We start from the raw sequence: 12,415 nt of genomic DNA, 5'->3' as shown, positions 1-12,415 counted from the left end.
CCCGCCGATACCCGAGTCAAAAAACGCTATTTTCAAATTCTTAGTCCAAGGTTAAAATTTCAAAAAAGGGATTATAGCTCAATCCAGGTAAAATTTAAATTTTGAGCGGGCTTGGTGGATCCGTGGCCGTTAAATTCTCGCCGCCTTTTTAAAATTAGCGGCAAATTTAATCAATTTCTTAGGGGGGGGGGGGGGGGGGGTAGAATTAGCCAAATTTTACCCGGAAAGGATACTAAATGAAAAAATCGCTATTTGCGTTAGCGTTTATCGCTTACTTTGCGTTCGCTGATTTAGACGGTCTTAAATTTGCTGAGGCTGCGGAAAAGAAGTGCGAAGGCGGAGATATGAACTCTTGCTATGTAGCCGGTTTGTCATATATTAATAACGGCAATCCCGATAAAGGGGTCGATATACTTAAAAAAGCTTGCGACGGAGGAGAGGATTTGGCTTGTCCCTTTGTGATTTACAAAATAATAGATGAAGATCCAAAGGAGGGTATCAAATTTGCCGAAAGAAAATGCAGTGAGGGAAGCGGAAAAAGCTGCTTAAATTTAGGGATGTTATATCATACTGGAAAATTTGTAGAAAAAAATATAAAAGAGGCGATAAATTATTACGACAAGGCTTGTAATGCTAAGATAGGAGATGCTTTCTCTTGCGAAAGTCTAATGAAAATGTATGATGAGGGTAAAGAGGTAAAAATGGATAAATTAAAATCGGGGGTTTATATGAAGAAAGGTTGTGATTTAAGTGATTGTGTCGCGTGCAATAACTTTGCAAATTTTAATTATTACACTATGAAAGATAAAAGCAAAGCTGCGCAGTACTTTAAAAAAGCTTGCGATACATGCAAAGACGATCTTATTTTGCGAGAGTCGGAAATATATAAAGAATCCTGCGATATGTATGAGCTGCTAAAATAGCGCGCTGAGTTGCGGCTGGTACGATGCGCGTCGGCTGCGGCTTAAAATCCCGCCGCGTCTAAATTTAAAACGCAAGTAAATTCAAAGCGACGATAAAATTTTAAATTGATCGGGCGATATGCGGTAGAATTTAGCGTAAATTTACACGGATCCTGCACAGATTTTGGCGCGAGCAAAGCGCTAAAATAAAGAAGCAGATTTGTCATAAGCAAATGCGCGCTAAAAGCATAGATTGGTACGTAGCAAAATTTTAAGTTAGAATTTATGAAATCTTATGCGCTTCGCCTCTGCAAGGATCAAGTGAAAGTAGAATTGTGATGTTGGAATTTACGCAGTCGCGCGTATAAAGCTTCGCGCGAATTTTTTGATGTGGAATTTAGAATTTTAGAATTTCTAGAACTTCGAATTTGACGCTGAGCCTTGAAATATCGTAGCGATAGAATTTTAAAATTTACCGCTGCATCGCTTTAAAAATCTTGCTTGAAAATTTTAATTACGCAGCGTAAAATTTTTCATTTCTGCCGCGACGCTGCGTTTTTCTATAAAAATTTTGCTCTTTTGCTCTGGTGCTGTGTTTTCGTCGTAGAATTTCGCGACTTTTTACGGCGCAGAATTTTTAGCGCGAAGTTCCTCATTATTTTTGCTTGTTAAAATTAAGCGATAAATCTCGCGATGTAAACGCACGGCATAAGGCTCTTATCGCTGGCGCCACTTTAAAGCGAAATGAGATAAAATTCTACGTGGCGCAAAGGGTTGCCTGATTAGGCTTTGCGGCGTCCTTGCATACTGCGCAAAAGTGCGATCTCCTCCGCCCAGAGGCTATCGTCGATGGTTTCTAAAATCAGCGGGATCTCGTCGATGTTCGGGTCGTTCATGATGTTTTCAAACGCCGCGAGCCCTAAAAATCCGCGTCCGAGGCTCTCGTGCCGATCCTTGCGCACGCCAAGCTCGTTTTTCGTGTCGTTTAGGTGCATGCCGCTTAAAAATTTATAGCCGATCGCGCGGTCAAACTCGCTCATCGTGCGCTCGTAGGCCTGCGGGCTGCGGAGGTCGTATCCTGCGGCGAACGCGTGACAGGTGTCGATGCAGACGCCGATGCGATCTTTGTTTGAAATTTTGCCGATCACGTAAGCGAGCTGAGCGAAATCATAGCCGAGATTGGAGCCTTGGCCCGCGGTATTTTCGAGCACGAGCTTGACGCCTGCGGTGTTTGCGATGGCGAAATTTAGCGACCCTGCGATATTATCCAGACACTGCTGAGCTGAAATTTCATTTAGATGCGAGCCGGGATGAAAGTTCAAAAGCTTAAGTCCGAGCGCCTCGCAGCGACGGATCTCGTCCACGAAGGCGTTTAGGGACTTTTCGCGCTCCGCCTCGCGCGGATGGCCCAAATTTATGAGGTAGCTGTCGTGCACCAAGACATGCTTCGCGCGGATGCCGCTTTGCTTCAGCGCGTCCTTAAACGCGATGGTCTCCTCCGCGCTAAGCGGCGGTGCGTCCCATCTGCGCTGATTTTTGACGAACATCGCAAACGCGTCCGCCCCGATCTTTGCGGCGTTTAGCGGCGCGTTAGAAACCCCGCCGCTAGCACTCACGTGCGCTCCGATCCGCTTCATTCTGCCTCCTAAATTTTATTTTACGTTGCGCGGAAAAATTTCATAACCTCTGCCGTGCGTTGATTTTCTAAATTTAAATGCGCGTTTTTTCTTTTGCACATACGCACTGCTCGGTAAATTTCGCCGCAAAGAGTCGGTGCAGAGTGTTAATAAAATCGCGCCGTTTGTGCAGCTTAGGCGGCTACCCCGCCGAATAATGGAATTTTGACTGCTCGCGCCGTGTTTTGAAACGGTGACCGAAGCGCATTATTTCCGCGCACTTACAAACGCCCGCTGCGCGAAATTTTACTCGTTCGCGATTTGCTCGCGCCGCCCGCGGAATTGCATCTCACGCGCTACAAACATTGCTCGCGGCTAGCGCAAAATTTTACTGCAGCTCGCGGATTTTGATCTTTACGCCGCGCTTTGCATCGGCGAAACTTATGGATCTTCCGCCGCCGTCCTTGTCGCGGCAAACTTTATAATCGATAGAGTCATCTTGCAGACTTTGCGCGAGGCAAAGGCGCTCGCCTGCGTCGCTGCCGCCAAAGATCGGCTTGCCGTCTAGGATTTGGCCGAGAAGCCCGCGGTAGTGCTCGGTGCCGAAGAATTTTTTATTGAAAACGAGCTCGTCGTCGCACGCGCCGTTCATGCAAATTTTATCGCCTTTTAAAACCAGGCTCAGCACGCTAATGCCGCTTGCGTAAATTTGAACCTCGGTTTGATTTTTAAATTTACGCATAAAGCCCGCGTCGCTGGTGCGAGTAAGCGGCGAAATGACGGTGAAATTTACAGCTTGCGTAGAAGCGGGCTTGAGCGCGGTGGTAGCGCAGCCTGCGAGCAGAAGCGAAAGAGCAAGCGGCGCCAGAAAAGAGCATTTCATAAATAATCCTTAATTTAAGTTGGGTTTAAGTGCGTCTTGAGTAGAATACCGCCTTTAATCTTAATACCAGATTAAGTGGCCCCTTCGTCTAACGGTTAGGACATCGCCCTTTCACGGCGGTAAAACGAGTTCGAATCTCGTAGGGGTCGCCACTTCTAGTTTTAAAATTTTTTGACGCAAATCTTAGTTTTTAAAATTCTGAAATTATGCGCTTTTGCTGCTTCCTGCGCTATAAAATTCCAAGACTTCAATAAATTCTACTTTATAGTTTTAAAATTTAGCCCCGCTGAATTTACGTAATAAATTTTATGCGGACATATGAAACTTAATAAAATAAAACTCGCAAATTTAGCTCTTTCTAAAAAAAATTCGCTAAATTTATTAAATGCAAAATTTTAAAGAATACGTAAATGAAATTCTAAAAAATCATCCTGGCGAGCGCGTCACGAGCTTTAGTTTCGAGGGTGAGAAATACTGGCTAAAGCAGCCGGAACTGCACATCCGCGGTGGATTGCTTACGAAAATATTTAAAGCAAATCCGAAAGCCTCTTTCGATTACGAAGCGCTAAAATGCGAGAGCTTGTACGCAGCCGGCGCGCCTGTGCCGCAGCTGGTGCTGCGAGACGAGAACTTTTTCGTACTCAAAGACGGCGGCACGCCGGTGGACGAGGTGCTAAAAAGCTCGGATGAGGCATCTTGCGTGGCGCTCATTCAGGGCTACGCTGCGGCGTTAGCACAGCTGCATTCGCGCGGCTTCATACACGGCAGACCCGCGCTGCGCGACGTTTTAGTAAAAAACGGCGAGATGAAATTTATAGATTTTGAAAATCGCGGCGAGCGCGGTGATCTGCAAAAAGCCAAAATGCGAGATTTTTTGCTGTTTGTTTATGATCTGTGTCGTGAAGGGCTGAGCGAAGGCTTGGTGCGCGCAGGCATTCGCACCTACGCCTCAAGCGGCGGGCAGGATGTAGTGCAAAGTGCGTGGGCTACGGTACTTGCGCTGCGTCCGATATATTTTATCGCCAGGCTCTTGCCGCAAAAATTTAAAGATCTAAACGCGCTCGTGCACACGTTTGAGCTTTGCATAAAAATAATTGAGAAAAACGATGGTCAAACAAAGTAAATTCGCTAAATTTAAGCTGGTGATTATACTCGCCTATATGTCCGCTCTGGCGCCCTTGTCTACCGATATGTATCTGCCCGCGCTGGAAAAGGTAAAGGCAAGCTTTGCTACGAGCGAGTTTTACACTCAGCTATCGGTTGCGAGCTTTTTCATCGCTTTTGCGCTAGGACAGCTCGTTTATGGGCCGCTAAGCGATAAATTTGGTCGTAAAAAGCCGTTATACGCGGGCATTTTGCTTTTTATATTTGCGTCGCTTGCTTGCGTGAGCTTTGATAGCGTTTACGCGTTTATATTTTTTAGATTTTTGCAAGCTTTGGGTGGGTGCGCTGGAGTGGTACTTGCGCGAGCCGTAATTAATGATAAATTCGAACTGCACGAGGCTGCGGCGATGTTTGCGCTGATGATGGTCGTAGGCTCGCTAGCGCCGATGCTAGCACCAACTTTAGGTGGATTTGTGCTAGATTTTTTCTCATGGCAAGCGATTTTTGCGATTTTGTTCGCGCTTGGAATTTTGCTTTTTGCATTTATATTTTTCGGACTCGACGAGAGCGCTCAGATAGACAGGACTGCTACACTTAGCGTAAAAGGCGTGCTTGGCGAATACAGCATAATCTTGCGAAATAAAGAATTTATGCGCTATACGCTAGGATTTGCGGTTGCGATGAGCGCGCTTTTTGCTTATATCACGGGCTCTAGCTTTATATTTTTGGGCTATTATGGGCTGGGCGAGCATGCCTTCGGCGCAGTATTCGGCATAAACGCTCTTGGAATGACTCTTGTTTCGGCACTAAATGCCAAACTCGTGCAAAATCGCGAACCCGCCGCTTTATTAAATTTCGGTCTAATAGCGATGCTCGTGATGAGCCTGATTTTGCTCGCATGCGCTATGCTTGACCTTCCTTTCATCTGCTTTGAGGCTTCGCTTTTCGTATTACTTTCGTCTCTTGGCTTTGTTGCGCCTAACGCCACGACGCTTGCGATGGCGCTATATAAGGACGGCAACTCTGGCGCAGCTTCGGCGGTACTGGGGACTGCGCAGTTTGCTATTGCCGGGGCTATTTCGTTTATCGTGGGTGCAGTGGGAGCGAATAAGCCGTTTTTGCTCGCAAGTGTGATGGTGATTTGTGCTCTTTGCGCGAACGCCGTGTATTTTTTATTGCGAGAAAAGAATCAAAAATTTTAATTTTAATATTTTTTAAATTTATCGTTAAGGATTGATTAGCTAAAATTAGCTTTCGTTCTTTCAGTGTAAGAAAGATAATTCGGTAAAAAAGGAAACAAGCCAATGAGCGATATTATCGCATATAAACTTAACGGTGAAATTTACGATACTCAAAGTATCGGCGAGCACACAAGCGAGGCGCAGCCGATATATTTCGATAATTCCGAGGACGCGCTTAAAATTCTGCGCCACTCCTGTGCGCACCTTTTGGCGCAGGCGGTGCGCGAGCTTTATCCGAGCGCTAAATTTTTCGTGGGACCCGCGATCGAGGATGGGTTTTACTACGACATCCGCGTCAGCAAAGATAGCGGCGAGAAGCTCGGCGAAGAGGATTTGGGGGTGATCGAAAAAAAGATGCGCGCGCTCGCCGAGGCAAATTTAGAGATTAAAAAGATAGCCTCCACAAAAGAGGCGGTCGCGAAAAAATATGCAAACGACGATCTTAAGCAGGAGGTTTTAAAGCGCATCCCCGAAGGCCCCGTAAGCCTATACGCGCAGGGCGAGTTTGAGGATATCTGCCGCGGACCGCATGTGCAAAATACGAAATTTTTGAAAAATTTTGCTCTTACGCGCATCGCGGGGGCGTATCTCGGCGGCGACGAGAAGCGCGAGATGCTAACTCGCATCTACGGCGTCGTATTTGCCGATAAAGATAGCCTTAAAAAACATCTTACGATGCTTGAAGAAGCTAAGAAGCGCGATCACCGAAAGCTCGGAGCCGAGATGAAATTTTTTACCTTTGACGAGCAGATCGGCGCAGGACTTCCGATCTGGCTTCCTGCCGGCACGAGGATGCGTATAAAGCTCGAGGAGCGCCTTTATAGGCAGCTTCGCAAGCGCGGCTACGAGCCGGTGCGCGGTCCTGAAATTTTAAAATCCGACGCGTGGAAGATCAGCGGACACTACAGCAATTACAAAGAAAATATGTATTTTACGACGATCGAGGAGCAGGAATACGGCATTAAGCCGATGAACTGCGTCGGTCATATCAAGGTTTATCAAAGCGAAATCCGCTCATATCGCGATCTGCCGCTTAAATTTTGCGAGTACGGCGTCGTGCACCGCCACGAAAAAAGCGGCGTCTTGCACGGGCTTTTCCGCGTGCGCGAGTTCACGCAGGACGACGCGCATCTGTTTGTGATGCCGAGCCAGATCAAAGAAAACGTCTATGAAATTTTAGATTTCGTCGAGCTTTTGATGAAGGCTTTCGGATTTGAATACGAGCTTGAAATTTCGACCAAACCGCAAAAGGCGGTCGGCGACGACGAGGTTTGGGATATCGCGACGAAGGCCTTAAAAGACGCGCTTGACGAAAAAGGCTTAAAGTACGGCTTAGACGAGGGCGGCGGCGCATTTTACGGGCCTAAGATCGATATCAAAATCACCGACGCGCTCGGGCGAAAGTGGCAGTGCGGCACGGTGCAGGTCGATTTTAACCTGCCTGCGCGCTTCGAGCTTGGCTACATCGACGAAAATAACGAAAAAAAGCAGCCCGTGATGCTGCATCGCGCGATTTTGGGAAGCTTCGAGCGGTTCGTGGGGATTTTGCTCGAGCACACCGCGGGCGAGCTTCCGTTTTGGATCTGTCCTACGCAGGTATCAATCGTGCCGATCGGTGAAGCGCACGCAGACTACGCGAAAGAAATTTTAAATTTGCTGCGCGCGGCGGACATTGACGGCGAAATTTTAGATAGAAACGAGACGTTAAATAAACGAATCAGAACGGCTGAAAAGCAGAAGGTGCCGCTCATCATCGTCCTAGGCGATAATGAAGTTTCGGCTCGCAGCGTGGCCTTGCGCGATCGCAGGGCGCGCGAACAGCGAAATTTAGGGCTGGATGAGTTTTTAAATTTCGTAAAAGCTAAATTAAACGAGGTGAATTTTTGAGCAGAGAGAAAGAGGTTTTTCTAAACGAGGACATTCCGGCTAGCGAAGTCAGGTGCATAGGCGACAACGGCGAGGTTTACGGCATAATTTCAAAGGCGCAGGCGTTGCAAATCGCCGAGCGAGAGGGCGTGGATCTGGTTTTGATAGCGCCCGATGCAAAGCCGCCCGTTTGCAAGGTCATGAACTATAGCAAATTTCGCTATCAGCAGGAAAAAAAGCTCAAAGAGGCGAAAAAAAAGCAAAAAATCATCGAGGTGAAAGAGATCAAGCTGTCCGCCAAAATCGCTCAAAACGACATTAATTACAAAGTAAAACACGCGAAAGAATTCCTTAGTAGCGGCAAACACGTCAAGCTTCGCGTATTTTTAAAAGGGCGCGAGATGTCAAGCCCGGAAATCGGCGTAAATTTGCTCAATAAAATTTGGGACGAATTTTTCGCAGAAGTGGCCGATCGCGATAAGGTGCCTGCGCTGGAGGGCCGCTACGTAAATATGCTGATCACGCCGAAAAAGGCGTAGCGTAAATTTAGTGGTATTTGCGCTGCGTGCGGCAAAATTTTAAAATTTCACGCTGTTTTTATCCGCGGCGCAGCGCGTAAATTTAAGCCGAATGGCAATTTAATGCGGGCTAAGTTTATCTCTAAATTTAGCCCTTTAAATTTGTATAAAATTTTTCATATCAAGCGAAATCGAATCTTAATCGAGCGGTAAAATTTAACTTTAAATTTATCTTGCGTTTGTTTAAGCTATAAAATTCCTTAAATTCAAATTTTTCAAAGAAACTTTATTATATACTTCCCGTTCACTTTAAAAAAAGGACGACCATGCCAAAGATGAAAAGCGTGCGCGGTGCCGTCAAGCGTTTTAAAGCGGGCAAAAATAAGATCAAAAGAGGCTCGGCGTTTCGCAGCCACATTTTGACGAAGATGTCTCAAAAACGCAAGAGGAATTTGCGCGAGGCCCAATACGTCGATTCTACGAACGTATCTGCGGTTAAAAAAATGCTTTGCAAATAGTGCGAAGTTAGTTTTTGACGAAAGTCATTCAAACTCCCCTAAATTTATGGATTTTAGGGCAAGATCCCCAAAGGGACGCCGATTAAGAAAGGATTAATATGGCAAGAGTAAAAACAGGCATCGTTAGACGCCGCCGTCACAACAAGGTGCTAAAGCTTGCGCGCGGATTTTATAGCGCAAGACGCAAACATTTCAGAAAGGCTAAAGAGCAGCTAGAAAGAAGCCTTGTTTACGCCTTCCGTGACAGACGCGCGAAAAAACGCGATTTCCGCAGACTTTGGATAGTGCGCATCAATGCAGCTTGTAGGCTAAACGACATCAGCTATTCTAAATTTATAAACGGACTTAGAAAAGCGGGCATCGAGCTTGATAGAAAAATTTTAGCAAATATGGCTATGAACGACGCCGAAGCTTTCGCAACCGTCGCGAAGAAGGCAAAAGCGGCATTAAAATAAGCTTTAAAATTTGGTCGCCTCCAAGGCGGCTAAATTTTTAAATTTCGACAAAACTTTTAATTTTAAAAGCGCGTCTGCAAATTTGTCGAAATTTAAGAATTTGGGTAATTTTATTTGAGGCGGTGCAGAATGCTAAAGTCTTTGAAAAAAATCGTATCTCTTGCGCTTGTCGGTGCAACAGGGTTCGGCTATGCAAGCGAGCAGAATTCCTGGAGCTATGCAAACGCGCAAAAATCACCTTCCAACAACACTTCCCGTTCCGATGTAATGAGCGCTGCGGATAGCTTGGGCGCGAAATTAAGCAGGCGCGACGCGGCTAGCGATAGCTCCGCGAGCGAGCAGTATGAAAACTCATTTCGTATCAAGCTTGAGTACGCAAGGGGCTTTGCCAGAAAGGGCTCATATTCGGGCAGGCTTAATAATCAGCGCGTTATGATGCCCGCATTTCGCTGGACGGGCAATAGCGGCGTAAATGCCGAGTTTTGGAACGGCATTACCAATATAGGCGGCGCGCTGGTTCCTTATGTGGCTTTTGGCTCTTACGAGGCGGCGATACCGGGCAATCAAGCTACGCAATATCTGGTCAGAAGAGAAGAAGACGCAGTTCAGATGAAGCGAAATATCGCGGCGGGAATATCAAATTTAGGCTATACCTATACCAAAAATTCTACTAGAAATCTAAATTTAGTCTATGCCGATATCGATAATTTCGTAAATTTTTACGGCAGAGAAAATATCGCGGGATACTTCATCGACGAAGTTAATACCGAAAACAATCCCGCAACTATCGCCTATATGGAGAGTATTTACAATTATATCAAGACTAAATACCCGGGAATGCTCGTTTTGGCAAACAATGGCTGGGGCGTGCGCGACGCCATAGCTCCCTATGCGGACGTTTGGATGCTGCAAGAGGTGAGCGCGGATGAGTATATAAACCATTACCGCCCTAGAACCTCGGAATTTGAAAAAGACCCCGCAAATTCCTCTAAAATTTTGCATGTCATATATAACGCCAGACCCGATCAATACGACGAGATCATAAGATTATCTCGCGAGCGCAACGCGGCAAATTTATTCATCACCTCCGATACGAATGCCTATCCTAGCGGATATGACGATCTGCCTACCTATTTTGAAGCGCTGATGCTGGCGATCAATAACTTCACACCTAAAAACGGCAGCCTGTTTTCGCAGGTCGCAAGAAGAGGCAACCGAGTAGGCATCGAGATGCCGCGTTCGAAGGTCGATCTGGATCTTACCAAGCTAGCAAGAAATTCCGCTTATAAAAATTTAGCCGACACCGACGGGCAGGAGTTCAACGTAAACGTAAGCGCGATCGGAAATTACGGTGGGGATTACAGCGACCGCTCTGGCGGCGTCAAATACGATCACAAGAGCGACGGAATTTTACTCGGAGCCTCCAAGAGAGTAGATGATCTTACGCTGGGCGTGATCTTTGGGTACCAAAAATCAGACGCTTGGTATGAGGGTAAATTCGACGGCGTCAAAGAAAACATCAAATCCTACGAGCTCGGTCTGGCGGGCAGATACGATTTTAGCGAGAACGTGGATTTGGCGGTAAATTTAACCTATTCGACAAACGATCATAAATTTGAAACCAACAACGGATTCGGCGCTATCCACGGCGCGAAATACAAATCGCAAATTTGGGATTTCAGCACGAGAGCAGGGTATAAATTTTTATTTGAAAACGGCTATATTAAGCCGTATTTGGGGCTTGGAGCGATTAGGGTGAACGAGGATGCGATATCCAGGCTTAGATTTAGCTCCGCTTCAAAAACCGCGCCGAACGGCACGGCTGGAATTTACGCGATCAAAGCTTTCGGCGATCTGCAGATATTCGCAAATGCGGAGTACGAGCATCGATTTAGCGGCGATTCGTATCACGCGAGCAGAAAGTATTCGGACAGATACGACGTAGAGGGGCTTGATTATTCTAACGGCGTGTTTAACGGCGCGATCGGGCTGAAATATAAGATTTTCCAAAGCGTCGCACTCAGCGCATCGTATGAGCTAAGCGAGAGTAAAAATAGCCTAGCGAGAGCCGCTTTCGACGTGGAATTCTGATTCTAATCGGACGTAGCCCAAGATAGGTAGCCTGAAGCACGATTACAAATTCCTCTTTGCCGCAAAGCGAAAATTTTATGAAATTTGCGGCTAAATTTTACCTGGGCTTTGCTGCGAAATTTTAAAATTTCAGCTGTGAATTTTGCTTGCATATTTTCTCGCTTTTAAATTTCATATACTATCGCTTTTATGCTACTTTCAATATAAAGAATAATGCGGATTTTGCAGTAGAATTTTGCACGTGTCTTTTAAAAGTGGTCTGAAATTTTAAAGATCTGTGCCTGCTTTAAATTCCGTGATTATTAAATTTTAAAATTCCATATGCAAAGAAATTTTAAAATTTTAAATCTGGTTTGATAAAGAGATTTTGCTAAGCGGCGGGATTATAAAAATTCTAAAGCAATTACTCGTAAAATTTTATAAAATCCGGATTAATTAAAATTGCTAAGACTAAGACGATGGGGTAGAATTTTGCGGATCGCTCCGCAAAATTTAAAAGAGATTATTTTAGCTTGTCTAGTTCGATGATGTAAGGTACCGAGTTTACCCCCGCACCGAAGTATTTGGCAGCTAGGGCTTTTGCAGCGTTTAGCTCGGCAGCGCTTACGTCTTTGGCACCTGCTTTGTTATCTTCGGCGTAATATTTTTTAAAAACCGCTATCTTTTGCTCGTCGGTTTTAGCATTTTTGATCTCTTTGTAGATGAGCGCGGATTTTGCGTGGCCGTCATCGCCGTGAACGGAGGTCATGATTATATCGACATTGTTATTTTTTAGAGTTTCTTCGATCCTTGCCATCTCTTTGCGGCAGAATGGGCACAAAGCGTCTGTCAGCATCAAAATCGTAGGCTTTTTAGGATCGTTTCCTAGTTTGATGATATTGTCTTTGCTCTCTGCTTTGAAGACCTTACTTAGCTGTCCTGCGATGCGGTCTTGTTTGATCTGCTCCTTATAGACTACGCGTTTTTTAGGATCGATGATATCGGTAAAGATCAGATCGCCTTGGGTGAAGATGATCTCCTCTTGCGACATATTGCCTTGAGAAATCTTTAAAACGACCGCCTCAACGCCCTTTGGCTCGCTAAGTGGGATGCGCTCGGCGACCTTTATTTCGATGCCTTGAGGCGCGCCGCCGTAGATGGATAGAATTTCGCTGTCGCTTAGAGCCGCGTTTAGGCTCGCTGCGAGCGCAACTGAAGTTAAAATAGCTTTTTTCATTTTTT

11 protein-coding genes and 1 tRNA gene are annotated in these 12,415 nt (G+C 45.8%); 9 read left to right on the top strand and 3 right to left on the bottom strand.

Annotation, left to right across the window (positions count from 1 at the left end):
- Positions 1 to 236: 236 nt before the first annotated feature.
- Positions 237 to 923, top strand: coding sequence for a tetratricopeptide repeat protein (locus Q0224_RS04625; protein WP_297949482.1), 687 nt, complete (start codon positions 237 to 239; stop codon positions 921 to 923).
- A 761-nt stretch (positions 924 to 1,684) separates the two neighbouring features.
- Here the strand turns inward: Q0224_RS04625 and nfo are convergent.
- Together nfo and Q0224_RS04615 are read right to left on the bottom strand one after the other, a co-directional pair.
- Positions 1,685 to 2,539: a deoxyribonuclease IV gene (nfo, locus tag Q0224_RS04620; protein WP_297949481.1), complete on the bottom strand. Its 855-nt coding sequence runs from the start codon at positions 2,537 to 2,539 to the stop codon at positions 1,685 to 1,687.
- A 367-nt stretch (positions 2,540 to 2,906) separates the two neighbouring features.
- The gene (locus Q0224_RS04615; protein WP_297949480.1) at positions 2,907 to 3,401 is read right to left on the bottom strand and encodes a hypothetical protein; all 495 of its coding nucleotides are present in this window, start codon (positions 3,399 to 3,401) and stop codon (positions 2,907 to 2,909) included.
- Between the two features lie 77 nt (positions 3,402 to 3,478).
- Between Q0224_RS04615 and Q0224_RS04610 the strand changes: the two genes are divergently transcribed.
- The 8 genes from Q0224_RS04610 (at position 3,479) to Q0224_RS04575 (ending at position 11,194) form a co-directional block, all read left to right on the top strand.
- Positions 3,479 to 3,553, top strand: a tRNA-Glu gene (locus Q0224_RS04610).
- A gap of 233 nt (positions 3,554 to 3,786) precedes the next feature.
- Positions 3,787 to 4,524: a spore coat protein gene (locus Q0224_RS04605; protein ID WP_297949479.1), complete on the top strand. Its 738-nt coding sequence runs from the start codon at positions 3,787 to 3,789 to the stop codon at positions 4,522 to 4,524.
- The gene (locus Q0224_RS04600; protein ID WP_297949478.1) at positions 4,508 to 5,707 is read left to right on the top strand and encodes a multidrug effflux MFS transporter; all 1,200 of its coding nucleotides are present in this window, start codon (positions 4,508 to 4,510) and stop codon (positions 5,705 to 5,707) included. Before Q0224_RS04605 ends, Q0224_RS04600 begins: the two co-directional genes overlap by 17 nt.
- Before the next feature lie 102 nt (positions 5,708 to 5,809).
- Positions 5,810 to 7,633, top strand: coding sequence for a threonine--tRNA ligase (thrS, locus tag Q0224_RS04595; protein WP_297949476.1), 1,824 nt, complete (start codon positions 5,810 to 5,812; stop codon positions 7,631 to 7,633).
- Complete coding sequence (gene infC / locus Q0224_RS04590) at positions 7,630 to 8,151, top strand: translation initiation factor IF-3 (RefSeq protein WP_297949474.1); 522 nt, start codon at positions 7,630 to 7,632, stop codon at positions 8,149 to 8,151. The genes thrS and infC overlap by 4 nt, the downstream gene beginning before the upstream one ends.
- 305 nt (positions 8,152 to 8,456) lie before the next feature.
- Positions 8,457 to 8,648, top strand: coding sequence for a 50S ribosomal protein L35 (rpmI, locus tag Q0224_RS04585; protein ID WP_005871089.1), 192 nt, complete (start codon positions 8,457 to 8,459; stop codon positions 8,646 to 8,648).
- A 98-nt stretch (positions 8,649 to 8,746) separates the two neighbouring features.
- Complete coding sequence (gene rplT / locus Q0224_RS04580) at positions 8,747 to 9,103, top strand: 50S ribosomal protein L20 (RefSeq protein WP_005871091.1); 357 nt, start codon at positions 8,747 to 8,749, stop codon at positions 9,101 to 9,103.
- A 129-nt stretch (positions 9,104 to 9,232) separates the two neighbouring features.
- On the top strand, positions 9,233 to 11,194 hold the full coding sequence (locus Q0224_RS04575) for an autotransporter domain-containing protein (protein ID WP_297949472.1): 1,962 nt from the start codon (positions 9,233 to 9,235) through the stop codon (positions 11,192 to 11,194).
- A gap of 502 nt (positions 11,195 to 11,696) precedes the next feature.
- Here Q0224_RS04575 and Q0224_RS04570 read toward each other — a convergent pair.
- Positions 11,697 to 12,410: a histidine kinase gene (locus tag Q0224_RS04570; RefSeq protein WP_297949471.1), complete on the bottom strand. Its 714-nt coding sequence runs from the start codon at positions 12,408 to 12,410 to the stop codon at positions 11,697 to 11,699.
- Positions 12,411 to 12,415 lie beyond the last annotated feature (5 nt).

It is taken from the genome of uncultured Campylobacter sp., assembly GCF_938002845.1.
Classification (GTDB): Bacteria; Campylobacterota; Campylobacteria; order Campylobacterales; family Campylobacteraceae; genus Campylobacter_B.
The sequence above is the reverse complement of the archived record's forward strand: the minus strand, read 5'-3'. Positions and strand labels throughout refer to the sequence as shown.